The following is a 23104-nucleotide window of genomic DNA, read 5'->3' on the forward strand; positions in this document are numbered from 1 at the left end:
GGTGCGTTTCAAACACCTGTATGAACGACCGAGACCGACCCACCGACGCGGACGATCCACGGCAGAGGCTCGTCGTCGCTGCGATCGAGCAGATCGAGCAGCACGGCATCGGGCAGGCGACGGTGCGCAAGATCGCGGCCGCGGCCGGCGTGAACATCGCCGCGGTGAACTACTATTTCCGGTCCAAGGAGGCGCTCCTCGCGGCGGCGCTCGAGGGCTCGATCCGCCACATGCTCGAGGACGGCGAGGAGCTCCTCGCCCGGGTGCCTGGCGAGCCCATGGACGCGCTCAGCGGGCTGCTCGGCTACTACCTCGAGGGCTGCCTGCGCTTCCCGAACCTGAGCAGGGCCCACCTGAACGACGCGTTTCAGGGCGACGACTACAGCGGTCCCTTTCCGGTGCTGTTCGCGCCCGTGATCGAGCGCCTGCGCGACCTCGTCCAGGCGGCCGTGCCCGGGCTCGACCAGCGCGCGGCCGCGCACCGCGTCGTGACCGCGCTCTCGGCGGTGTTCTTTCCGGCGTTCTTCGCGGGGCTTTTCCAGGGCCTGGGCGCGCTCGGCTCGCCAGCCGACCGCCTCGCCTACGTGCGAGAGCTGGCGCGCCAGACCCTGGCGCCCCCGCCCCCGCCATCGCCATCGACGGCGCCGTCCGCGGACATCACGCCATCCCCCGCGCCTCGCGGCCGGCGGCGGAAGCGCGGGTGAACGACGTCGCCGGCGCCCTCGGGGCGAGGCCGGCGGCGTCAGCTCATCGCGCCTGGAGCGACAAACGGGTTGAAACCACGAGAAAAAGCAGAAATTAAACAGGGAGGCGGGGAGGCGGGGAGGGAGAGACGGCAAGAGAAAAGAACTTCATTTTTTTCTTCCTCCCCGCCTCCCCGCCTCCCTGTTTAATTTCTCCGGGTTTCAACGTATCGATGTTCTAGGGCTCGCTCGCCTTGATGTGACGGGCCCCTTCTTCCTGGGTGATCTCGTCGGTGCTGGCCGCCTCCCAGTGGGTGACCGCGTAGTTCGGCTCGATCAGCTCGCTCACCGCGTCCATCGCCGCCAGGTGGGCCGGGCTCATGACGAAGGCGTACATCTCATCGGTCGAGGCCCAGACGGCCAGCGTGCGCCCGGAGCCGCAGGAAGGCGACTGGGCCAGCTGGATCGCCACGAGGCCGGGCTGCGACGCGAGCTGCGCCTGGATCGCCCCGAAATACTGCATGTACTTCTCCCGCGCGGCGTCCCCCGGCAGCGGGACGCCGTAGGTCGCGCTGATCGTGTACGACGAGCCCTCCGGCGGCGGCCGGAGCTTGCCTGTCTCGGGATCCACGCCGGGCCCGCTCAGCGGCGACGCCTGCAGATCGGCCTCGAGCGCGCCGCCCGTGCACTCGGGGTCGGAAGTCTGGGGCGCCGTCCCGCCCGAGTCGGAGCCGCACCCCGACAGGATCACCCCGAGCACAGCGACGATCGTGGCGGCGATTGCGCGCGAGGAGAGCTCGATCGTCTCGTTCAACGTACGTGTCTTCATGGTCGTGGTCCTTTCTGTTCGTGTGCTCCGGGGAGCTCAGTCGGCGCGCGAGACGATCCCGAACACGAGCTCGGGGAACGTCCTTTCGAGGCGACGAGAGTGGAAGTCCGTCCTGCGGCCCATGCTGCGCACCTGCACCGGCGTGCCGGGCGGCGGCGCGTCGCCGAGCGTGACGACCCAGGTGAGGGCCTCGCCGTCGCGCACGGCGACATAGGTGTACGAGCCGGCCGGGAGGCGCTCCTCCACGCGACCGGCGACGGACGCGCGATCGGCGGCGGAGCGGGAGAGCTGGCCGAGCGGGTTCGCGGCGACCGCGTCGAGGGGCCCAGCGGCCGCGGAGGGCCCGTCGAGCCGCCACGCGAGCGCGACGAAGAGCGCCGCGAAGACCGTGAGGCCGAGGAGCGGCTTCACGAGCCGACGCCGGGCGTGCCGCGGCGCCGCGCTCCGCGCCGCGCGGGCAGAGGAGACGAGCATCATCTGGGACTCCTTGAGGGCGCGCCGCGAGCGCCCCGCCTGGGGCCACCGCTGCATCACCGAATGGACCTGCGTTCCCGGACCATCGCGGAACGTTCAACCGCGGATGCGATTTCGTTCGCGACGGTCAGCGTGAACGCAGATGGAGATAGCGCGACGCGTTATTCACCTGAAGGAGTCGGAGGCGGCGGCGCGTTGATGGCGTGTTGATGGCCAGAGACGGATGGAGGATAAGGGCGCCGTGAGCATCCGGGACGACGCCCCGCTCCTGTCGGTGATGAGCCACCTCGGCCTGAGCGAGGACGCGCTGCTCGGCATCGGCGGTGAAGCGTGCGTCTTCGCGCTCGGCAAGGACAGGATCGCACGCGTCCACCACCCCGGGACGGCGCGGGGCGCGGTCGACCTGCGCGCCCGGCTGCTCGAGGACCTGCGCCAGAGCGCGAGCGCGGTGCCGTTCTCGATCCCGCGAGTCCTGGAGATCACCGAGCGTCACGGGCGCTTCATCACGATCGAGCCGCGCCTCGCGGGGCGGCCTCTCCTGCGCGTGCTCGGGGAGGTGACGGGCGCCGCGCGCGACGACCTCGTCACGCGCTTCCTCGAGGCCTCGACGCGCCTCTGCGCCCTGCGCCTCGACCAGGGAGGGTACGGCGACCTGTGCGAGGCCGAGCCGATCCGGGCGAGCTCTCACCGCGCCTACCTCGAGCAACGCGCGAGGAAGAGCCTGGCGTCCGCCGGGAGCGCCTTCGCGGGCGTCGATCCGTCGCGGCTCGCGGCCGCGCTGCCCGAGCCGGCTCGGCCGAGCTTCGTTCACATGGATCTCTTCCCGGGCAACGTGCTCGTCGAAGATCGGGAGGTGAGCGCCGTGGTCGATTTCGGGGGCCCATCCGCCCTGGGGGACGCCCGGCTAGAGCCGCTGTCGGCCGTCGCTTATCTCACGCCGTTCATCACCCCGACCGCCACGGATCGCGATCGGCGCCTCGCCCGCGAGTGGCTGCAGGCCCGGCGCCTCGACGCGCTGCTCGCGCCGGCGGAGCGCTGGCTGGCCGCCCGCTGGTCGTTCGCTCGAGACGACGTGCGGCTGCATCAGTGGTGCCGAGAGGTGCTGCTCGAGCCCGCGGCGCACGGCTGAAGTCGACATGCCATGAGCCGAGCGCCGCCCGCGGCGCGCGCCGCCCGTGGCCCGCGCCGTCCGTGGCCCGTCCCGGGATCAGCCGGCCCAGACCTGCTCGAGGGCCGCGATGTAGGCATCGAGCGAGGTCGTCTGCTCGGCCTTCGCGTCCACCACCTTCCCCGCCGCGTCGCGGATCGGCGTGAGCATCGGCGGGATCGTCGCGATGGTGCGCGGCAGGTTCAGCGCCTTGAGCCGGGCCAGCACCTCGTCGCGCCACGCCGGGTTGATCCGGCTCCCGTAGCGCTCGACCAGCGCCTTCAGCGCCTCCCGATCGCCCGTGGCCTTGATCCGGTGGAGCTCCGCGAGCAGCTCGCCCGAGGCCTTGCGCCAGGCGTCAGGGTCCTTCACCACGAAGAAGGTCTTGCCCTGGCGCACCTCGACGGCGACAGCGCCCCTGTCCTTGACCCAGCCAAAGGCGATCAGCTCCGCGCGGAGGTGATCCTCCTCGGCCACGTCGCCCTGCGGGACATTCCTGAGCATCACGAGCTGCGTCATCGCCGCGTAGACGGGGAAGACCCGCGCGCAGGCGGCGTCCGGCAGGATGCCGATCTCCACCGTCTTCGGATCGCCTGTCAGCCAGTCGGCGACGCGCTCGGCGCGGCTCTCCTCCAGGGCCGAGTAGTAGGGGGCGAGGAGCTCCGCCGGATCGGCCTTGAGATCCGGGTTCACCTTGCCCGAGCCGTGGCCGGTGACCTCGTGGAACGAGGTCGCCGCGAAGTTCAGGTGGCGCCCGCAGCGGCGGATCTCGGCGCGCGCCTCCTCCGGGGCGAACTCGTCGTTGGTCTTGTCGTAGGTGAGCGCCTCGCGGGTATCCATCGTGGAGAGGACCACGAAGTTCTTCGAGCCGTGCTTCTCGCGGATCGCCTGCGCGTTCGGCAGGTTCACGCCCGAGAACGTGAACGGCCCGCCGTCGCCCGTGGCCGCGATGGCGACCACGGCCGCGGCCGCGGGCACCTGGAAGGCGTCGCGCTTCCACCTCGCCTCCCAGGGCATCTTCTGCTCGAAGTACTGCGCGTTCCTCGCGAGCGCCTGGAGCGGCGGATCGCGCTCCGGATCGGCGATGAACACGATGCCCTCGAAGCCGCCCTTGCGCCCGCGGACGTCGTTGTACGTCTCGATGAAGCCGAGGATGTAGTCGACCGGGAAGACCTGCTTGAGCCAGGCGACGTCGTGCTCGGTGAACTCGCCCGGCTCGCCCGTCTTCAGGTACCGGATGAGGTGCTGGAGCGCCCCCTGCTCCACGGGCGGCGCGAGCGCGACGGCGGCCTCGAGGTGCTTCACCACCCGGCCGAGCTCCTTCGCGCCCACGCCGGGCGGCGCGCCGTCGCCGCCGGCCCGATAGACCTCCTCGACGAGCTTGCCGCCCTTCTTGACGATACGGCCGTTGAGCTCGTACTTCTCCTTGAACTTCTCGAGGTCCTTGCTGCTCACCCCCTCGTAATGGTTGGCCGCGGACTCGAGCAAAGGGTCCTTGCCCTTGCCAGGCGTCTTGTTGGTGACGACGGGCGCCACCTTCGGGTCGAAGAGCCCCGCGAGCAGGTCCTTCGATACAGCGATGTTCAGCGCTCTGGCCGCGCCCTCCAGCTCCTGCTGCGAGAAGGGGGGGACGAGCTTCTGCCCGGTGCGCGCGTCGTGGATCCCGTGGTGCAGGAAGAGCATCTTCCGGTAGGTCGCCAGCCTGTCGCGCAGCGCGGGATCGAGCCTGTCCTTCTGCGCGAGGAGCTGGATCATGAGCTCCGTCGCGGGCCAGGCGTACCTGGAGGTCTGCATCGTGAACAGCGGGTCTCCCGCGAGCGCGGCCTGCGCGAGGTGGTAAGCGAGCGCGCGCTGCTCGGCCGTGAGCCTGTCGAAGCCGCGCGGCGCGTACGAGGCCGCGGTCACGCCGCCCACCTCCTCGAGCACCTTGACGCTGCTCTTGGCCGGCGCGGGCGCGGCGCTACCCGGCGCGGCCGCGCCGGTGGCCGGCGCCGCGCTCGCGACCCCGGCCGCGGGCGGCGGCGGCGCCGGCGGGGAAGGCTCGGCCGGCGGCTGGGCCGGAGAGCAGGCGGACTGGAGGACTGCGCACAGGGCGAGGGGGGCGACGAGGTGCTGGCGGTACATCGTGGCGGGATCAGTACCGAATGCGCCCGTCGGCGAGAAGGCCTCCGCGGCGCGGCGCAGGGGTTCGTCACGGACGGTCGTGGCGGGTGCCGGGCTCGACCGGCGCTGCGATCACCCCCTGCCCCGCATCGCGCCCGCTCGGTGGCCAGCGGGGCGCCCGCGGCGCTGAGCAGAACGGGCGCCCGCGGCGCTGATAACGGGCGCTGGCGGCGCTGATCAGAAGAAGGTGTAGACCGACAGCTCGAGGCGCTCGTTGGTCGCGGTCACGTCGTCGGCGAAGGTCTGCTCCGAGTACTGGAACGAGAGCCCCGTGCGGAGGGCCGGCGTGATGTCGATGAACACGTTGCCATCGATGTAGCGCGACTCGCGGAAGGCGGTGCGGAGGCCGGCGTAGCCGTTCTCCTCCGTCACCCGGTCGTTCCAGCCCTGGGTGTAGTTGCCGGAGATGGAGATGCGCCCCGACGGGGGCAGGTAGTACTGGAGCCCGACCATGAAGCCCTTCCAGCCGATGGTCTTCAGGTTGCCGTTCGCGTCGTAGACGACGAGGCCGTTGTCGATGCCCGGCGCGTAGGTCGCGCCGTCGGGGAGCGCCGGCTGCGGCACGCCGTTCGCGACGCCGACGATGTCCGCGATGCCCGTGCCCGCGAAGAAAGAGCCGGTCAGCGTCAGCGCATTGCCAGGGTCGTCGAGCGCGGTGGCCGGGATGACGGGGATCATGGCGTCCAGCGAGAGCCCGTATCCGTCCGCCGAGCTCGCGTCGACCGGGACGGCGGCGAACTCGGGGACCCGGAAGTGGCGGTAGAGACCCGAGACGCCGATGGTCAGCGGGTCGATCAACATGCCGCCGGCGCCGAGCGTGTGGATGCCCTTCCAGCCGTTGATGCCGAAGCGGAGCCCCGCCTGCACGTCCGGCACCTCGGCGTCGCGCTGCGGCGGCTTGACGGCGGCCGCGGCGATCTCCAGGTTTACGGGATCGGTCTTGAAGGTGTGGCCGACGCGGAGCTGCGGCATCCGGCCGAAGACCTGGTTCATCACCGGGAAGAAGGACGTGGTGGCCGGGAAGAAGAACGGCTGCCACCCGAACAGGTGATAGAACTGGCCGATCAGGACGTCGACGTACTCCGACTCGACCTTGATGTTGGCCTGACGCAGGCGGAAGGTGCCGCTGCTCACGAGCGACGCCTCGGAGACGGTGGGCGGCTGGTTGCCGAAGAAGTCGAGCTCCAGGTTGGCGGTGGTCTTCATCCCCGCGAACTCGGGCGCGCTCACCTTGACGCCGAACCGCGAGTTGCGCGTCGTGAAGTGCGTGCGGCCGTGCGAGCCAGCGTAGGTGTCGTCGCGCTGGACGACCGTGGCCCCCACCGACTCGCCGAAGCTCTGGGTGGAGTCGTGCATGATGTTGAACTCGGCCATCCCGTAGATCGTGGCCTTCCACTTGGAGGTCACGGGAACGGCGGCCGGGACGGCGGGCTTCGTCGCCTCCGCGGGGGGAGCCGGCGGCGGCGCCGCGGCCGCGGGCGCGCCGCCCGGGAGCGGCGGCGGCGTCGCCGGCGCATCGGTGCCCGTCGGCAGCTGCGTCGTGGCGGCGTCCGTCGGCTGGGCCGGCGCAGCGGCGGCCGGCGGCGGCGCCTGCCCGCCAGCCGGCGCGGGGGCCTGGGCGTGCGCGGCCGCAGCCACGAGGAAAATCGACGCACCGAATAGGTTCGCAACCTGCGATTGGTTCATGTTCGAAGCCCCTCAGTTTCTCGATGGCGCCCGGGATGCCCGAGATCGCCGTAAATCATTGATTTTATTGTACTTTTTCGTCGTGCCCTGCAGAGCGTGACCCGGGCGGCAGGTCAATCTCTCCCGGCGGCGCAGGCCGGGATGGAAGCCGGGATGGAAAAGACGAGCGGCGCTCTCGCCTGCTGCGCGCGCTTCACTTCACGTCGGGCGGCACGCGTCGCGGAACGCGCGGGCGCGGGCGACGAGCTCCTCGCGGCGCCCCTCGCGCAGGAGCTTGAGATCGACCAGGTTGCCGCCGACGCCGACCGCCACCGCGCCCGCGGCGAGGAAGGCGCCGATGTTCTGCAGCGTCACGCCGCCGGTGGGCATGAGCGGGATATGCGGCAACGGCGCCTTGAGCGACTTGAGGTACGAGGCGCCGCCGAGGGCGTCGCAGGGGAACACCTTCACGACGTCTCCGCCCGCCCGGTGCGCCGCCACCACCTCGGTCGGCGTGAGCGCGCCGGGGGCGTGGACGATGTCCATCGCGCGGCACGCCTTCACCGTCGGCTCGTCCAGCGCGGGGCTGACGACGAAGCGCGCCCCGGCCTCGACGCACGCCTCGGCGGTGCGGGCGTCGAGCACGGTGCCCGCGCCGACGAGCGCCCGCTCGCCGTGGAGCGCCGCGATCTCGCGCACGACCTCCACCGCGCCGGGCACGGTCATCGTGATCTCGAGCACGTCGATGCCGCCCTCCAGGAGCGCCTCGACCGCCTGCAGCGCCTCCTCGGCCGAGCCCGCGCGCACGACGGGCACGACGCGCGTGCGCTGGATCCACCCGAGCACGTCTTGCTTGCTCATCGTCTTGCTCATCGCCTTGCTCATCGATCCACCCGCGCTGTGCCGAGCTTCATCGCCTTGAGTACCTCGTCGAGGGTGGCCATCGTCGTGTCGCCGGGCGTCGTCATCGCGAGCGCCCCGTGCGCCGCGCCGCAGTCGACCGCCCACTGCGGCCCCTTGCCCGTGAGAAAGCCGTAGATCAGGCCGGAAGCGAACGAGTCGCCGCCGCCCACGCGGTCGTAGATCTCGAGATCCTTGCGCTCGGGCGCCTGGTAGAGCCGGCCGCCCTCGTAGAGCACCGCGCTCCAGTCGTTGCGCGTCGCGGACGTCGCCACGCGGAGGGTCGTCGCGACCGCCTGGATGTTCGGGAACGCCGCGATGACGCGCTGGATCATCGCCTCGAACGCGCCGACGTGCAGGTTCTTGTGCGCGTCGTCGAGGTCCTCGACCTCGAAGCCCAGCGCGGCCGTGAAGTCCTCCTCGTTGCCCAGCATCACGTCGACGTACGGCGCGAGGGCGCGGTTGACCTCCCGCGCCCGGGCCTGGCCGCCGATCGACTTCCAGAGCGAAGGGCGGTAGTTGAGATCGTAGGAGACGATGACGCCGTGCCGCCTGGCCGACTCCATCGCTTCCTTGGCCACGCCCGGCGTCGTCTCGGAGAGGGCGGCGAAGATGCCGCCTGTGTGGAACCACCTCGCGCCCTCCGCGCCGAAGATCGCGTCCCAGTCGACGTCGCCGGGCTTCAGCTGGGAAGCGGCGGTGTGGCCGCGGTCCGAGGCGCCGACCGCGCCGCGGATGCCGAAGCCCCGCTCCGTGAAGTTCAGGCCGTTGCGCACCGTCCGCCCCACGCCGTCATGGGGCGTCCAGCGCAGGTGCGTGAGGTCCACGCCGCCCTGCAGCATGAGATCCTCGATGAGGCGGCCGACGGGGTTGTCCGCCAGGGCGGTCACGATCGCCGACCGGAGGCGGAAGCAGCGGCGGAGCCCGCGGGCGACGTTGTACTCGCCGCCGCCCTCCCAGGCGTTGAAGGTGCGGGTGGTCGAGATGCGGCCGTCGCCTGGATCGAGGCGGAGCATGACCTCGCCGAGCGAGACGAGGTCCCAGCGGCAGGAGGCAGGATCGCGGAGCGTGATGGACATGGCTTACCGGTAAGCGCGCCCACCGCGGGGCGGAAGGGCCTTGTCGAGGCGGAGCGCTCCGGCGACCGGCGGGGCCGCCGAGGAGCGAGCAAGCGCGCCGGGGGCGGTGGTCACTGACCGCCTCCAGGCGCTCGCGAGGACTGGACCTCGGCGGCGGACGGGCCCGAGTAGCCCTTGGCGCCGGCGCCCTTGGTCTCGACGATCGGCCGGCCGTCGCGATCGAACTTGACCAGCTCGGCCTTGGTCCCCTCGGCGGTCGGCCAGAAGTACCAGCGCGCGTCCATCCAGCCCACGCGGGCGGCGGGGCCCTCGGTCGGCGCGCCCCTGGCGCTGAGCTGGGCGGTCCGCGTCGCGCGGTAGTCGGCGACGGAGGCGTACGGGGGGCGGTTGAGGGTGAACTGCGTCGCCGCGATGCCGGCGAGCATCGCCAGGCCGCCGGCGATGATGAAGGCCTGCGGCACGCGCCGCTTCGGCGTGACCGGCTCGACCCGCGGCAAGAGGAGGTGCAGCACGAGCAGCCCGACGAGGTACAGGCTCCCGGCGAGCATGAACGGCAGGGCGTACGAGCCGGTGAGCGTGAGCGACCGGGCCACGAAGATCTGGAAGAGCGCGCCGCCGACGACGCCGAACGCCGTCTTGATGCCGACCACCGTCGCCATGGCGGGACGAGGGAGGGTGTCCGAGACGAGCGTGTAGAGGTTGCTGCTCCAGCCCTGGTGCGCCGCCGCGGCGAGCGACAGGATCGCGACAGCCACGTAGACGGACGGGACGCCGCCGACGGTCGGGACGTCGACGAGCAGCCCGACGGACATGACCGGCACCGCGGCGAGCGCGCAGGCGAGCATCGCGAGCTTGCGCGAGGTGCCGACCGAGCGGCCGCTCGCGATGAGCCTGGAGGAGAGCCAGCCGCCGCCGATCGCGCCGATGTCGGCGACGATGAACACGACGGGGATCGCGTAGGCCATGAACGTCGGCGTCAGCTTGAACTCGCTGATAAGGAACTTCGGTAGCCAGGTGAGGTAGAACCACCACGGCGCGTCGGTGAAGAACTTCGCCATCGCGATCGCGTAGACGGGCCGCATCCCGAACACCTCGCCGACGCCGAGGGACTCGGTCGACTCCTTCGCGTCGGAGCGGATGTGCGCGAGCTCCTGGATCGACACCTTCGGGTGCTCCTCCGGGCGCCGGTAGAAGCGCGTCCAGAAGAAGATCCACACGACGCCGACCCCGCCGAGGAGGAGGAAGCAGGTGCGCCAGCCGTACGCCTCCGCGATGCGCACCGCGAGGAGCGGGGCGAGGATGGCGCCGACGTTCGAGCCGCAGTTGAACAGGCCGGTCGCGAGCGCCCGCTCCTTCTTGGGGAACCACTCGGCGACGGTGCGCACGGCGGAGGGGAAGTTGCCCGCCTCGCCGACCCCGAGCAGGAAGCGGATCGCGGCGAAGCCGCCGAAGCTGCCGACGAAGGCGTGGGCCGCGGAGGCGACGTTCCAGAGCAGGAACGTCGCGCTGAGCCCCTTGCGGGTGCCGACGCGGTCGATCCAGCGCCCCACGAACACCATGCCGAAGCCGTAGGCGAGCAGGAAGCTCACGTTGATGAGCGCGAGGTCCGTCGGCCCGAGGCGCAGGTCGTTCTCGAAGAACGGGACGAGCAGCGAGAAGAGCTGCCGGTCGAGGTAGTTGATCGTCGTCGCGAAGAAGAGGAGCGCGCAGACGGTCCAGCGGACGCGGGTCATGGCGACCTGGCGCTCCGAGGCGACGGGCGTCGTGGCGGTCATTGGTTCACCCCGGAGGCGAGGAAGCCGCCGTCGACGGCGATGCTGGTGCCGGTGATGAAGCTCACCGCGTCGGAGCAGAGGAAGAGCGCCGCGCCGATCAGCTCGAGCGCCTCGCCGAAGCGGCCGAGGGGCGTGCGGGCGAGCAGCTCCTGCCCGCGCGGGGTGCCCTCGAGGAGGGCGCGGTTGAGGTCGGTCACGAAGACCCCCGGCACGATGGCGTTCGTCCGGATGCCGTCCTTGGCCCACTCGGCCCCGAGGCTCCGGGTGAGCGACATGACGGCCGCCTTCGACGCGCTGTAGGCCGCGACCTCGTGGAAGGCGACGAAGCTCGAGAGCGAGGCGATGTTGACGATGCGCCCCCGGCCGCTCTCCCGCAGCGGGCCGTAGAACGACTGGCAGGCGCGCAGCATGCCAGTGACGTTCGTGTCGAGCAGGCTGCTCCACTCCGCGTCTCCGACCTCCGCCGTCGGCTTCCGGGCGGTCCGGCCGGCGCAGTTGACGAGGATGTCGACGCCGCCGAGCGCCTTGACGACGCTGTCGCGCAGGGCGTCGAGCGAGGCGCGGTCGCCGACGTCGCACGTCGCCTCGTGCGAGCGGACCCCGCGGGCGCGGATCTCCTTGGTTACCGCGCGCGCCCGATCGGCTCGGGTGCCCGTGGCGACGGTGTGGACCCCCGCCTCGGCGAGGCCGAGGGCGAGCGCGCGCCCGATCCCGGACGTGCCGCCCACCACGACCGCCGTGCGGCCCGCGATATCGAACAAGGTCGTCATGCTCCTAGCCACTCCCCGGCGATACCGCCCATGAGCGCCCGCGCGTCGCGCTCGATCTGCGCGTCGGTCGGCGGCACGGGCATCGCCTCGTAGCGTCGCGTCAGCGCGCGGGCGATCGATCGCCGCGTGTGGCGCCACTTGTAGATCAGCTGATCCAGGACGCGCGCGTCCGAGTGCTGCGGCACGAAGGTCGGCCCGAGCATCTCCAGGCGCATCATGGTCGTCTCCTCGATGAGGCTCGGGTTGTTCATGAACCACCAGCAGCCGAACGGCAGGACGTTCGCGAACTTGCGCGCGACGACGCAGAGGCCGTGGGTGTTCTCGCGCGCGAGCGTCGTGACGAGGAAGCGGACGTCGGGGTTGTCGGCGGCGAGCCGCTCGAGGGGCACGAGGTCGGCGGTGCTCACCCCGTCGCCGGCCACGCCGAGGCGGGGGTTCACCGCGCGCCGGACGCCGATCATCATCGCGAACGGCAGGTCGTGCGCGCGGCACGCGTCGAGCACGGCGCGCGGCGGGGGCGAGACCTCGTTGACGGAGATCGCCAGATAGCGCGGCCGCATGCGGGCGATCCACCGGTCGAGCTCGGACGCGAGGTCGTTCGAGGCGACGAGGCGATCGAGGCGCAGGGCGGCGTGGAACCGCGGATCGGGCGCGGCGCCCGACTCCCATACGGCGCGCTCGGCCGGGTCGGTCGGGTCGTTCGTCATCGCGAGCGCGGTGACGCCGGCGAGGCGCAGCACGTCCTCCACGTGCTCCTCGACGCGGCGCCTGGCGAAGAAGGCGCGCGCCTCGCGGAGATCCTTCGCGGCGGGGTCGAGGCCGAACGCGTCGAGCACGGTGGCGACGCCCGCGGTGGCCTCGGAGAGCGGCGACCGGCGGACGAAGAGCGCCTCCCACACGAGGTCTGCCTGCGCGGCCTTGTCGCGCGCGAAGAACGCCTCGGGCGTGACCTTCGGCGCGGCGCGGAGGGCCTCGGCGACGAGGTAATGGTAGGTCAGGAGCTCGTCGACGCCCCAGAGGTTCAGCGCGCCGAACTGGGGCGCGAAGAGGTGGGTGTGGAGATCGACGATGGGCGCGGCGTCGACGGCCTTTGAGACGCGCTCGGCGAGGGTCATCGCGGCACCTCGGGGATACGGTCGTCCTTCGGATCGGCCCAGCGGTCGTTCGGCACGGTCGCGCACCAGGCCGGGCGCAGCGGGTCCCTGTCGTAGGGATAGGAGCCCAGGCGCCGGTACTCCTCGGCGTAGTGGGCGAGCTTCTCGCGATCGAGGCGGACGCCGAGGCCGGGGCCCTCGGGGACGCGGATCTTCCCGTTCCGGTACGGGAGCGGGCCGCCGCGGATCACGTCGTCCTTCAGGTGGTGGTAGTGCGCGTCGGCGGCGAACGAGAGGTTCGGGATGACGGCGCCGAGGTGCAGCATCGTCGCGAGCTGCACGCCGAGCTCGCCCGAGGAGTGGACGGCGACGCCGAGGCCGAACGTCTCGCAGATCCCCGCCGCCTTCACGCAGGGCCGGATGCCGCCCCAGAACGTCGTGTCGAGCAGGATGACGTCCACGGCCGTGTCGAGCACGTTGGCGGCGAGCTGCTCGAAGCCGACGACGACGGTGTTCGTCGCGAGCGGCATCCGCACCTTCTCGCGGGTGCGCCGCATCGCGTGCAGGCCGAACACGGGGTCTTCGAGGTAGTCGTTGTTGAGGTCCTCGATCGCCTGCCCGAAGCGGATGCCCTGCTCCGTCGACCAGACGGCGTTCGGGTCGAAGCGGACGCGATCGTCGCCGACGGCGTCGGCCACCGCGCGGTAGCACTCGAGCTCGTAGTCGGGGTGGAACACGCCGCCCTTGAGCTTGTGCGAGGTGAACCCGTGCTTCTTCTTCAGCGCCCTCGCCTCGTCGGCGAGCTGCTTCGGCGTGCGGACCTCGCCGGAGCCGTCGGCGTTCGGGTACCGGAAGAAGAGGTAGGAAGCGAAGGGGACCTCGTCCTGCAGCTTGCCGCCGAGGAGGTCGTGGACCGGCACGCCGAAGGCCTGCCCGAGGAGGTCGAGGCAGGCGAACTCCAGCGCGGCGAGGACCTGGGTGCGGTTGTTGTAGAGGGAGGCCGTCGGGTTCGCGATCCTGAACCGCATCTCCTCGAGGCGGGCCGGGTCGTGGCCCACGAGGTAGCTCTTCATCGCGCGGAACACGGCCTCGGCCGACTCGCCGCCGCCGCCCATCTCGCCGAGACCGACCAGCCCGTTGTCCGCCTCGACCTCGACGATCGTGCGCACGAAGCGGCCCCAGTGGCAGCCGTTCGCGTGGCGCAGGGGCGCCTCGAGCGGCACGGTGACGGTGGTGGCGCGGATGTCGACGATTCTCATGCAGGACAGGACTCCAGGGACCTCGCGCTGCCGGCACCCATCACCAGGCCGTCAAGGTTCGCCAGGGCACCAATAACTCAATCGTTGGATGATCACCGCATGAATCATCGCCCGAAGGCGCGACGCCCCTCGTGTCGACGCGGTACGGGGACCGGATGTCCCAAGATTTCACCCCGTCTGCAGCTCTCCGAGCTGACTCGACAAGACAGAGGAACGCCGAGGGCAGCGACACCTGACCCGGCGTGTCATCGCCTGATCTGCTGCAGAGCGCAGGCCAGATCAGCGGCCATGACGAGAAAATTGTGGCGACGTTGACTGCACGACGCTGTGCGGTACGGCGCCGGTGAATTCCCGCACCACGACGAAGTGATCACGCCGCTCGCTCCGCGCTGTACGAAATCTGACGACGGGCCGGTGAGGCTCGCGGCTCGGCGCGCGAGGGCGCATTTTGCTGCTCTTTAAAAATTGCGACAAGCCACGAAAAGTGAGCCCTGGAGCGCGGCTCGACCAGAGGCTTCGGAAAATCTACTCCTTATGGTGATTGGTTGGAGGGTGCAGCCGACACAAGGGAAGCAGCGGTGCCCGCTCGACGTCGCCGCGCTGCTTCGCTTCGTTGTGCTCCCGTTCGTGGGCCCTCCGGCGCGGCGTCCTGTGTACATCAGCTCATGCTTCTTCGTGACTGGAGGAAACCCATGTTCCTGGATTCGATCGATCGAGCCTCCGCCCTGCGGATGGCCTCCCGGGTGGCCTGGCTCGCGCTGCTCACCGCCGCCTGCAACGGTGATCCGGAGGCGCCCGGGGGCAGCGGCGGCGGCGGGACGGGCGGCGCCGGCGGCGCCGGCGGGAGCGGGCTGCCCGCAGCGAGCGGCTCGAGCGCGGTCGCGGGCAGCACCGCGTCGGCGTCGGCGTCGGGCGCCGGCGGCGCGGGGGCCGGCGGCGACGCGACCGCGGGAGCGGGGGGCTCGGCGGGATCGACCGGCAACGCCGGCGGGGGCGGCGCCGGGTCGGGCGGCACGGCGCCGCTGCCGGAGGACATCACGATCTGGATCGCGGGAGACTCCACGGTCGCCAACGGGCAGACGCCCTGCCCGTCGGGCTGGGGTGGCCAGTTCGACGCGCTCTTCGACGAGCGCGTCACCGTCGTGAACAGCGCCGTCGGCGGCCGCAGCGTGCGCACGTGGCTCTACGAGGTGAAGACCACCATGGACAGCACCGGGGAGTGCGAGCTCACCCGCGACGCGAGCGGTGAGCCGGTGCTGCAGGACAGGTGGGTCCAGATGCTCGACGGCATGAAGCGGGGCGATTACGTGTTCATCCAGTTCGGCATCAACGACGGCTCGCGCACGTGCGACCGGCACGTGGGGCTCGACGCGTTCAAGAGCAGCTACGGGATGATGGCCCTCGCGGCCAAGGAGCGGGGCGCCCAGCCCGTGTTCGTGACGCCCGTGAGCGCGATCTCCTGCAGCGGCACCACGGCCCGGGGGACCCGGGGCGGCTACGTGACCGCGACCCACGAGGCGGGCGCGGAGTACGACGTGCCGGTGATCGATCTGCACGAGCAGAGCGTCGCGCTGTACAACACCCTTGGCTTCTGTCCGGTCCCCGGGGGCGACGTGAGCGCGACGACCGGCGGGCCCGTCGGCGAGTTCTTCTGCGACGATCACACGCACTTCTCGCGCTCGGGCGCGGCGCAGATCGCCGAGCTCATGGCCGGGGCCATCCGCGATCAGGAGCTCGGCCTGGCCGCGTACCTCGAGTGAGGCCGCGCCCGCGCGGCGCCCTCAGAAACCCAGGTCCGTACGGATGGCGACCACGATCTTGCAGTGGTTCACGAGATCGTCGGTCGTCTCGACCTCGGTCGTGTAGTTGAGGCCGTACGGCCAGAAATGCTGGGTGTCCGCGTGCACGACGTCGCTCTCGTTCCCGGTGATCGCCCTGAGCTGGCTCGTCGCCTCCGCGCCCGTGAAGACGCCGTCCACCACCAGCGCCCCGAACTCCCTGCTGCCGACCCCCAGGGTGTGAGAGATCTCGTGCATCGCGGTGATGTAGTTCATGGAGCTGCGCGCGCCGAACCTGATGGAGCCGTTGACGTTGCCGTCCGCCGTCGCGACGGAAGGCTCGTAGGACACCCTCAGGCTCTTGTCGATGCTCGTGTAGCAGTTGTAGTGCGACAGCGCCTCATCCATGGCGCTCGTGATCATGTCGTAGGCAGACTGTTGATCCGCCGTCGGCGCGGGCGCCATCGCGAGGGTGTAGGTGATCCCGCCCATCCCCACGCAGCCGGTCCCGCCTCCGCCCGCGCCGCCGGTTCCCGCGCCTGCGCCGCCGGTTCCCGCGCCTGCGCCGCCGGTTCCCGCGCCGCCAGCGCCGCCGGTTCCCGCGCCTGCGCCGCCTGTTCCGCCGCCGCCGCTCCCCTCGTCGCTGCCTGCCGACCCGCCGTCCCCGCCGGCGCTGCTGCTGACCGAGGTCTGTCCGCCGGCGGCCGCCGCGCCGCCGCTCCCGCTCGCGACGCTGCTGCCGCCGGCGTCCGCAGGGCTGTCCTCCGATCCCGTACACGCGGCCGGGCCAGCCGCCGCGAACGCGAGCAGAACGATGTTCGTCGCCAGGAACCTCACCATGCTTCGTACTCCTTCCAGGGAACCTTACCCGTCTACACACACGCGCAACAGCACGCGATAGCGCCGGCGACCGGAGAGAGAGAAACGCGCCTCGAGAGAAGAAAAATGCAGTGCAATCTCAGGGTCGCTGGGACGACGCGGGGTGGCCGATCTCTGGCGCTCTCTGAAGCGCCTATTCCTTGGTCGGCGACGTCACCTCGGTGGTCCGGCCCAGGGCCTCGGCGATTTCGGGCAGGATGCCGAGCCGCACGTAGATCGGCCGGGTGAGCCGCCGCAGCTCCGGCAGCTTGCGCACGAAGAGGCCGACCGCGGCGAGCGTCGCGACGCCGCCCCACAGCACCGTCGCGGGCGCGCCGACGCGGCCGCCCAGCCAGCCGGCGATGAGGCTGCCGAACGGCGCCATGCCGAAGAACGCCATCGTGTAAAAGCTCATCACGCGGCCGCGCTTGTCCTCGTCCACGATCGTCTGGAGGAGCGTGTTGCTGGCCGCCATCTGCACCATCATCCCGCCGCCGGTGACCATCATGAGCGGCACCGACAGCCACACCGAGCGCGAGAGCGAGAACCCGATGAGGCCCGCGCCGAACAGCGCGCCGGCGACCCACAGCGCGCGCCCGAGCCCGAGGACGGTCCGCCGCGAGGCGAGCCAGAGCGCCCCGGTGACAGCGCCGACGCCCGACGCCGCCATGAGCAGCCCGAGCGTGTGCGCGCCGCCGTGCAGCACCTCGCCCGCGAACACGGGCATCAGCACCGTGTAGGGCATGCCGGTGAGGCTCACCAGGGCGAGCAGCAGCAGGATCGCGCGGATGGGTGCGAACGAGGAGACGTAGCGGAACCCCTCGCGCAGGTCGGCGAGGACGTCGCCGCGCTTCCGCTCGCGCCGCTCCGGGCGGGCGATGCGCATCGCGAGGAGCGAGGCGATCACGGCGAGATAGCTGATGGCGTCGATGGCGAAACACCAGCCCTCGCCCACGGCGGCGATGAGCACGCCGGCGACCGAGGGGCCGATCAGCCGCGCGCCGTTCACCATCGAGGAGTTCAGCGCGATGGCGTTGGAGAGGTCCTCGCGCGCGTCGACCATCTGGACGACGAACGCCTGCCGCGCCGGCGTGTCGAAGGCGTTGATCACCCCCTGGAACGCGGCCAGGAAGAGGACGTGCCAGACGGTGATGGTGCCGGTGAGCGCGAAGGCGGCGAGCAGCCCCGATTGCACCATCGCCAGCACCTGCGTGACGACGAGGACGCGGTGGCGATCCCAGCGGTCGACGAGCACGCCGGCGATGGGGGCGATGAGGAACGTCGGTATCTGGCCGGCGAAGCCGACGAAGCCGAGGAGCAGGGCGGAGCCCGTCAGACGGTAGACGAGCCAGCTCGTGGCGACGCGCGTGAGCCAGGTGCCGATGAGCGACGTGCCCTGGCCGAAGAAGAAGAGGCGGTAGTTGGGGTGCCGGAACGCGCGCCCCATCGCGGCGAGCGTCGAGCCTCCACGATGCGTGCGGGCTGGTGGCGTCACGGGGCGTGAGCCTAGCACCGCGGCGCGCCGCCCACCGGCCCGCCTCGCCGCCATGGCCGGTGACGCCGGCCGGGCGCGAGCGCGCTCCCGTGTTTCTTCATGAGGCGCGCCGGAACGGGGCGCCCCTCGGCGGACGTCGGCGGCTCCACACCTTATATGAGCTAGCGTGAGCAGCGAGGTCGGCCGTGGAGAGGCGGTGATGAAGAGGTCGGCGGCCGCCCCCTGCGAGCGCGCCATCGACCAGGCGAGCCGGCCGGCGCGGCGCACAGCTCCTCCCGGGTCACGGCCGCTCGCCCGATCACGCCGCGCCGCACGGCGGAGGGACGGACGATGAGCCGCACCGGCATCGCCTCGGGCTCCGTGTTCCAGGGGCGCTACGAGATCGTCTCCGCGCTGCGGGAGAGCGGCTTCGCCGATGTCTACCAGGGGCGCCAGCTCGCCACCGGGCAAGCGGTGGCCATCAAGGTCATGCACCCGATGCGCGGCGGCAAGCCCGCCGACGTCGCCCGTCGCTGCGCCCGGTTCCACCAGGAGACGCGGTTCTGCGCGCAGCTCCACCACCCCAACATCGTCCGGCTCATCGACGCCGGACAGACGGACGAGGGCACCCTCTACACCATCTTCGAGTTCGTGCCCGGCCGGAACCTGGCAGAGGTGCTGGCCGAGGAGATCGCCATCGAGCCGCGCGAGGCGCGGCACCTGATGCTCCAGGTCCTCGACGCCCTCGGCTGCGCCCACGCGCAGAGCGTCGTCCACCGCGACCTCAAGCCCAGCAACATCATGATCGTCTCCACCGGCGCGCGGCGGAACGCGCTGGTGCTCGACTTCGGCATCGGCGCGCTCATCGCCGGGGCGATGGAGGGCGTCGACGCGAAGCTCACCCCGAGCAACGAGATCCTGTGTACGCCCGCCTATGCCGCGCCCGAGCAGCTCCTCGGGGAGCCGGTGAGCGTGCGCTCGGACCTGTACGCGTGGGGGCTCGTCTTCCTGGAGTGCCTCACCGGGCGGCCGTCGATCGAGGGCAGGTCGCTGCAAGAGGTGCTGTTCCGACAGGCGAGCTCCGAGCCGATCCCGATCCCCCGGGCGCTGCTCGGGCACGCGCTCGGCGCGCTCCTGCGGCGCGCGACCCGCAAGGACGTGGCCGAGCGCGTCGTCACCGCCTCGGGCCTGCTGCGCGAGCTCGAGGCCTGCGACGTCGAGGGGCTGAGCCGCGAGGACTTCACCGAGACGGCGCGAGAGCTGGGCGCGCCGCGGGGCCGCGCGCCGGCCGCGGCGGGCGAGGGCCCGTGGCGCGACGACGTGGGCGAGACGGCGCCGCTCGACCGGAGGCCGCGAGAGACCGGGGCGGCGCCCGGAGGCGGCGCGGAAGCCTCCACGCTGCCCTCTCCAGCCACGCCCACCTCGGTGGAGCGACCCGCTGCGCCGGAGGCGACGCGCGTGGACGGCGCGAGCGCCGGCGGCCTCGACGGCGAGCGGCGTCCGCTCACCGTCGTCTGCTGCGCCTTCACGGCCTCCGGCCCGTCGCTGAAGAACATCGACGTCGAGGAGATCGATGACCTGCTCGGCGAGCAGCAGGACGTGTGCGCCGAGATCGCCCGCCGCCACCGCGGGCGCTTCGCTGGCGCGCTGGGCGATCAGATCCTGCTGCACTTCGGGTATCCGTCGGCGCAGGAGGACGACGCCCGGCGCGCCGCCCGCGCTGCGCTGGAGATCGTGGCGGATGTCCGCGCGCGCAGCGCGCGCCTGCAGGCGACGCGGGGCCTCTCGCTCGAGGTCCGGATCGGGCTCCACGCCGGCCTGGTGATCGCCGGCCAGTCCCAGGGCTACACGCAGCACCTCGGCACGACACCGCAGCTCGCCGCCCGGCTGAGCGCGCTCGCGGCCCCGGGCACGGTCGTCGTCACCGACGACGCGTTCCGGCTGCTCCGGAGCCGGTTCATGTTCGAGCAGGAGACGTCGCGCGACCTCTCGCACGCGGACCGGCCGATCGCGATCTACCGCATGGGGCAGGAGATCCCCCCCGCGACCCAGGACCGGAGCACCGCCGGCCGCGACACGGAGCCGCTGATCGGCCGGAGCCAGGAGCTCGACTTGCTGCTCCAGCGCTGGAGCCAGGTCCGGCAGGGCATCGGGCAGAGCACCCTCGTCACCGGCGGCCCCGGGATCGGCAAGTCGCGCCTCACCTGGGAGCTCGCCCGGCGGCTCCAGGGCGAGTGGCACAGCTGCCTCGAGTGCCGCTGCACCCCCGACCGGCGCAACAGCGCGCTCCACCCGATGATCGAGCTGCTCGATCGGCTGATCGACCCCGGTCAGGACGACGCGCCGGGGCGCCGGCTCGCCCGGCTCGAGGCGCTCCTCTCGCGCCGCGGGTTCGACCTCGTGGAGACCGTGCCGCTGCTCGCGGCGCTCTTGTCGATCCCCCTGGACGGGCGCTACGCCGCCCCGCTGGACCCGCCGCCTCGGCAGAAGGAGCGGACGCTCAACGCGCTCGTGACGATGCTCTTCGACATGGCCGAGGAGCGCCCCGTGCTGTTCATGGTCGAGGACCTGCAGTGGGCCGACCCGACGAGCCTGGAGTGGCTCGGCATGATGATCGCCGACGTGCCCTCGGCGCGGATCATGGCGCTCTTCACGGCGCGGCCGGAGTTCTCGCCGCCCTGGTCGACGTCGGGCATGCTCCAGATCCAGCTCGGCCGCCTGGATCGCTCGCACGTCGAGCACATGGTCGCGCGCCTCGCCGGCGGCCGCTCGCTGCCCGAGCCCGTGCTGGCGCAGGTGGTCGACAGGACCGACGGCGTCCCCCTCTTCGTCGAGGAGCTGACGAGGATGGTGCTCGAGTCCGGGGCGCTCGTGGACAAGGGGGACCACTACGCGCTCTCCGAGCCGATCTCGGCGCTCGCGATCCCCACGACGCTGCGAGGCCTGCTGATGGCGCGCCTCGACCGGCTCGGCAGGGCCAAGGAGACGGCCCGCATCGCCGCGGCGCTCGGCCGGGAGTTCAGCCAGGAGGTGCTCAGCGCCGTGTCCACGCTCGACGGGGAGCTGGTGCAGGAGGACCTCGACCGGCTGATGGCCGCGGATCTCATCCACAGGAAGCGCCGGCTGAACCACCCGACGTACCAGTTCAAGCACGTGCTCATCCGGGACGCGGCCTACGAGTCGCTCTCGAAGCGGAGCCGGCGGCAGGTGCACGCGAAGATCGCGCGGACGCTCGAGGCGCGCTTTCCCGAGATCGTCGCGGCGCGGCCCGACCTGCTCGCGCACCACCACGCCGCCGCCGAGCAGAAGCAACAGGCGATCGCCTACGCGGAGGCGGCGGCGGAGCGCGCGCTGAAGCGGCCGGCGAACGCCGATGACACCGAGGCGGTCGGCCACGTGACGCAGGCGCTCGGCTGGCTCTCGGCGATGCCGGACGGCCGGGAGCGCGCGCTCGCCGAGCTGCGGCTGAACAGCCTGCTGATCCTGGCGCTCCTGGACCGCCGCGGGTACATGCCGCGGGAGCTCTCGGCGTCGGTCAAGCGCTGCCAGGTGCTGAGCGACGAGCTCGGCGACAGCCCGATGACGGCGCCGACGCTGTGGGCGATGTTCATGTACCACCACATGGGGAGCCACCGCCGCGAGGCGCGGGCGCTGGCGGAGCGGCTCCTCGGCATGGCCAGGAAGTCGCAGGACACCGGCCAGCTGGTCTCGTCGATGCTGCTGCTGGGGCAGTGCATGTGGCATGAGGGAAAGCTCGCGGAGGCGCGCCGGGAGCTCGACGGCGTCATCGCGCTCTACGACCCTTCGGCGCACCGAGAGCACGCTTTCGTCTATGGCCTTGATTCCAAGCTCTATGCGCTGATCACGCTCGCGATGGTGCTCTACATGATGGGCTGCCCGGCGCAGGCGTTCACCCGCGGGCAGGCCGCGGTAGCGTGGGCGCGCGAGCTCGACCACCCGAACAGCCTCGGGATGGCGCTGCTCTACCTGGCCGGCATCTATCACTTCGGCCGCGAACGGGAGCAGGTCACCGCGGTGACCGACTCCCTCCTCCAGCTGATGGAGCACCATCACCTCTGGTTCAAGGAGCTCTGCTTGATCATGCGCTGCTGGGCACAGCGCGACCTCGATCAGCTGAGGCGGCACATCGAGACGATCCGGGACGCCGGCCAGCAGGTTGGGCTGCCGTACTGGCTCTCTCTCATGGCGGAGCTCGAGGCCGAGCGCGGGCAGCACGACGCCGCGGTCGAGCAGCTCGCCGTCTGCCTGCGGCTCGCCGAGGAGTCGGGCGACGTCTACTACGTCCCGGAGCTCTACCGCCTGAAGGCACTGTCCCTCTGCGGCGCTGACGCCGAGCAGGAGAGCGAGCGGTGCTTGCAGCGCTCGGTCCAGATCGCGCGCGAGCAAGGTGCGCGGATGATCGAGCTGCGCTCGACCCTGGCGCTCTGCCGTATGCTCGTGCGGCAGGACCGGCGCGATGAAGCGCGCCCTCTGCTCGGAGAGATCGGCAGCTGGCCTCTCGAGTACGCCGCTCTGCCCGATTTCGCCGAGGCGCGAGCGATGCTCGAAGAGGTGGCCGGTTGAGCTGCCGCGGCACGCTCTCGAGCGCATCCGATCACGCGCGGAAGGCTCGACGGAACACGACGGCGGCTCCATGAGCTGCACGTTCCATGGTGCGCCTACGGCATCGACAATGGAGAGAGCCATGTTTTTCGGCCAATCATCGAAGTACAGGTCGGGGACTGACAGCACACCCGCGCAGCTCGACGGTGGACCTGTCGAAGCTGGTTCCGCACGAGAAGGAGTCGCGCTGGACGACGGCCTCCTGGAGCTCGAGACAGCGTGGCTGCGGGCCGTCGCGCTCAGCTGGGAAGACCCGGCGCAGCTCGAGAGCCTGAAGCGGGATCCGCGGGAGTTCTTGATGGTCTGCTGCAGCTATTCGCTGCCGCCGGGGATCGAGCTCACCGTCCGCGAGGCGCGGGAGCCGATCTCGTCGAACGGCGAGGCGTGGCGCTTCTGCGAGCAGCGAGAGGGCAGGGATCCGTCGTCGCGCGCCATCACGCTCTATGTCCCACCGCCGCCGGCGCTCGAGGATCAGCCCGTCGCGCTGGCCGAGATCGCGAGCGACTTTCTGCCTCCCGCCTGCATCTGCTGAG

At 71.4% G+C, this 23104-nt stretch carries 17 protein-coding genes; 5 read left to right on the top strand and 12 right to left on the bottom strand.

All coding sequences use genetic code 11. The features are described from left to right. The first annotated feature begins 20 nt into the window (after positions 1-20). Positions 21-704 carry a TetR/AcrR family transcriptional regulator gene (locus WME85_RS32360; protein ID WP_437826962.1) on the top strand — a complete coding sequence of 228 codons (684 nt, stop codon included), beginning with the start codon at positions 21-23 and terminating at the stop codon, positions 702-704. Between the two features lie 217 nt (positions 705-921). Here WME85_RS32360 and WME85_RS32365 read toward each other — a convergent pair whose 3' ends face one another. Both WME85_RS32365 and WME85_RS32370 read right to left on the bottom strand, forming a co-directional pair. Then, entirely contained in the window at positions 922-1512 is a 591-nt protein-coding gene (locus WME85_RS32365; RefSeq protein ID WP_437826963.1) for an antibiotic biosynthesis monooxygenase family protein, read from the bottom strand. Between the two features lie 36 nt (positions 1513-1548). Further along, a complete protein-coding gene (locus tag WME85_RS32370; RefSeq protein ID WP_437826964.1) occupies positions 1549-1989 on the bottom strand; it encodes a hypothetical protein in 441 nt (146 codons plus the stop codon). A gap of 238 nt (positions 1990-2227) precedes the next feature. Between WME85_RS32370 and WME85_RS32375 the strand changes: the two genes are divergently transcribed. Next, entirely contained in the window at positions 2228-3115 is an 888-nt protein-coding gene (locus WME85_RS32375) for a phosphotransferase family protein (RefSeq protein ID WP_437826965.1), read from the top strand. Between the two features lie 78 nt (positions 3116-3193). Here WME85_RS32375 and WME85_RS32380 read toward each other — a convergent pair whose 3' ends face one another. The 8 genes from WME85_RS32380 to WME85_RS32415 all read right to left on the bottom strand — a co-directional run bounded on the left by WME85_RS32380 (position 3194) and on the right by WME85_RS32415 (position 13838). Further along, positions 3194-5257, bottom strand: coding sequence for a dipeptidyl-peptidase 3 family protein (locus WME85_RS32380; protein WP_437826966.1), 2064 nt, complete (start codon positions 5255-5257; stop codon positions 3194-3196). 216 nt (positions 5258-5473) lie between these two features. Then, positions 5474-6934, bottom strand: coding sequence for a hypothetical protein (locus WME85_RS32385; protein ID WP_437826967.1), 1461 nt, complete (start codon positions 6932-6934; stop codon positions 5474-5476). A gap of 246 nt (positions 6935-7180) precedes the next feature. After that, positions 7181-7822, bottom strand: a complete 642-nt coding sequence (locus WME85_RS32390) for a bifunctional 4-hydroxy-2-oxoglutarate aldolase/2-dehydro-3-deoxy-phosphogluconate aldolase (protein WP_437826968.1) — start codon at positions 7820-7822, stop codon at positions 7181-7183. 20 nt (positions 7823-7842) lie between these two features. Continuing rightward, the gene (locus tag WME85_RS32395; protein ID WP_437826969.1) at positions 7843-8940 is read right to left on the bottom strand and encodes a PfkB family carbohydrate kinase; all 1098 of its coding nucleotides are present in this window, start codon (positions 8938-8940) and stop codon (positions 7843-7845) included. Positions 8941-9050: 110 nt separating this feature from the next. After that, the gene (locus WME85_RS32400; protein WP_437826970.1) at positions 9051-10715 is read right to left on the bottom strand and encodes an MFS transporter; all 1665 of its coding nucleotides are present in this window, start codon (positions 10713-10715) and stop codon (positions 9051-9053) included. Continuing rightward, positions 10712-11485, bottom strand: a complete 774-nt coding sequence (locus WME85_RS32405; RefSeq protein ID WP_437826971.1) for an SDR family NAD(P)-dependent oxidoreductase — start codon at positions 11483-11485, stop codon at positions 10712-10714. Before WME85_RS32405 ends, WME85_RS32400 begins: the two co-directional genes overlap by 4 nt. Then, positions 11482-12600, bottom strand: coding sequence for a hypothetical protein (locus WME85_RS32410; RefSeq protein ID WP_437826972.1), 1119 nt, complete (start codon positions 12598-12600; stop codon positions 11482-11484). Before WME85_RS32410 ends, WME85_RS32405 begins: the two co-directional genes overlap by 4 nt. After that, entirely contained in the window at positions 12597-13838 is a 1242-nt protein-coding gene (locus tag WME85_RS32415; RefSeq protein WP_437302891.1) for an enolase C-terminal domain-like protein, read from the bottom strand. Before WME85_RS32415 ends, WME85_RS32410 begins: the two co-directional genes overlap by 4 nt. A gap of 692 nt (positions 13839-14530) precedes the next feature. Between WME85_RS32415 and WME85_RS32420 the strand changes: the two genes are divergently transcribed. Continuing rightward, the gene (locus tag WME85_RS32420; protein WP_437826973.1) at positions 14531-15598 is read left to right on the top strand and encodes a GDSL-type esterase/lipase family protein; all 1068 of its coding nucleotides are present in this window, start codon (positions 14531-14533) and stop codon (positions 15596-15598) included. 21 nt (positions 15599-15619) lie between these two features. Here WME85_RS32420 and WME85_RS32425 read toward each other — a convergent pair whose 3' ends face one another. After that, positions 15620-16456, bottom strand: coding sequence for a hypothetical protein (locus WME85_RS32425; RefSeq protein ID WP_437826974.1), 837 nt, complete (start codon positions 16454-16456; stop codon positions 15620-15622). Positions 16457-16628: 172 nt separating this feature from the next. Further along, on the bottom strand, positions 16629-17969 hold the full coding sequence (locus WME85_RS32430; protein WP_437826975.1) for an MFS transporter: 1341 nt from the start codon (positions 17967-17969) through the stop codon (positions 16629-16631). A gap of 330 nt (positions 17970-18299) precedes the next feature. Here WME85_RS32430 and WME85_RS32435 point away from each other — a divergent pair, with 330 nt between their 5' ends. Beyond that, a complete protein-coding gene (locus WME85_RS32435; RefSeq protein ID WP_437826976.1) occupies positions 18300-22532 on the top strand; it encodes a TOMM system kinase/cyclase fusion protein in 4233 nt (1410 codons plus the stop codon). Between the two features lie 121 nt (positions 22533-22653). Continuing rightward, on the top strand, positions 22654-23103 hold the full coding sequence (locus WME85_RS32440) for a BMA_0021/BMA_0022 family TOMM bacteriocin (RefSeq protein ID WP_437826977.1): 450 nt from the start codon (positions 22654-22656) through the stop codon (positions 23101-23103). The last annotated feature ends 1 nt before the right edge of the window (position 23104 follow it).

This window comes from Sorangium sp. So ce1153, assembly GCF_051521595.1.
GTDB lineage: Bacteria > Myxococcota_A > Polyangia > Polyangiales > Polyangiaceae > Sorangium.

Excerpts from the sequence above, each read along its gene's own strand:
- WME85_RS32360 (WP_437826962.1), top strand. The coding sequence starts at position 21 with ATGAACGACCGAGACCGACCCACCGACGCGGACGATCCACGGCAGAGG.
- WME85_RS32365 (WP_437826963.1), bottom strand. The coding sequence starts at position 1,512 with ATGAAGACACGTACGTTGAACGAGACGATCGAGCTCTCCTCGCGCGCA.
- WME85_RS32370 (WP_437826964.1), bottom strand. The coding sequence starts at position 1,989 with ATGATGCTCGTCTCCTCTGCCCGCGCGGCGCGGAGCGCGGCGCCGCGG.
- WME85_RS32380 (WP_437826966.1), bottom strand. The coding sequence starts at position 5,257 with ATGTACCGCCAGCACCTCGTCGCCCCCCTCGCCCTGTGCGCAGTCCTC.
- WME85_RS32390 (WP_437826968.1), bottom strand. The coding sequence starts at position 7,822 with ATGAGCAAGCAAGACGTGCTCGGGTGGATCCAGCGCACGCGCGTCGTG.
- WME85_RS32395 (WP_437826969.1), bottom strand. The coding sequence starts at position 8,940 with ATGTCCATCACGCTCCGCGATCCTGCCTCCTGCCGCTGGGACCTCGTC.
- WME85_RS32400 (WP_437826970.1), bottom strand. The coding sequence starts at position 10,715 with ATGACCGCCACGACGCCCGTCGCCTCGGAGCGCCAGGTCGCCATGACC.
- WME85_RS32405 (WP_437826971.1), bottom strand. The coding sequence starts at position 11,485 with ATGACGACCTTGTTCGATATCGCGGGCCGCACGGCGGTCGTGGTGGGC.
- WME85_RS32410 (WP_437826972.1), bottom strand. The coding sequence starts at position 12,600 with ATGACCCTCGCCGAGCGCGTCTCAAAGGCCGTCGACGCCGCGCCCATC.
- WME85_RS32415 (WP_437302891.1), bottom strand. The coding sequence starts at position 13,838 with ATGAGAATCGTCGACATCCGCGCCACCACCGTCACCGTGCCGCTCGAG.
- WME85_RS32420 (WP_437826973.1), top strand. The coding sequence starts at position 14,531 with ATGTTCCTGGATTCGATCGATCGAGCCTCCGCCCTGCGGATGGCCTCC.
- WME85_RS32425 (WP_437826974.1), bottom strand. The coding sequence starts at position 16,456 with ATGGTGAGGTTCCTGGCGACGAACATCGTTCTGCTCGCGTTCGCGGCG.
- WME85_RS32435 (WP_437826976.1), top strand. The coding sequence starts at position 18,300 with ATGAGCCGCACCGGCATCGCCTCGGGCTCCGTGTTCCAGGGGCGCTAC.
- WME85_RS32440 (WP_437826977.1), top strand. The coding sequence starts at position 22,654 with ATGTTTTTCGGCCAATCATCGAAGTACAGGTCGGGGACTGACAGCACA.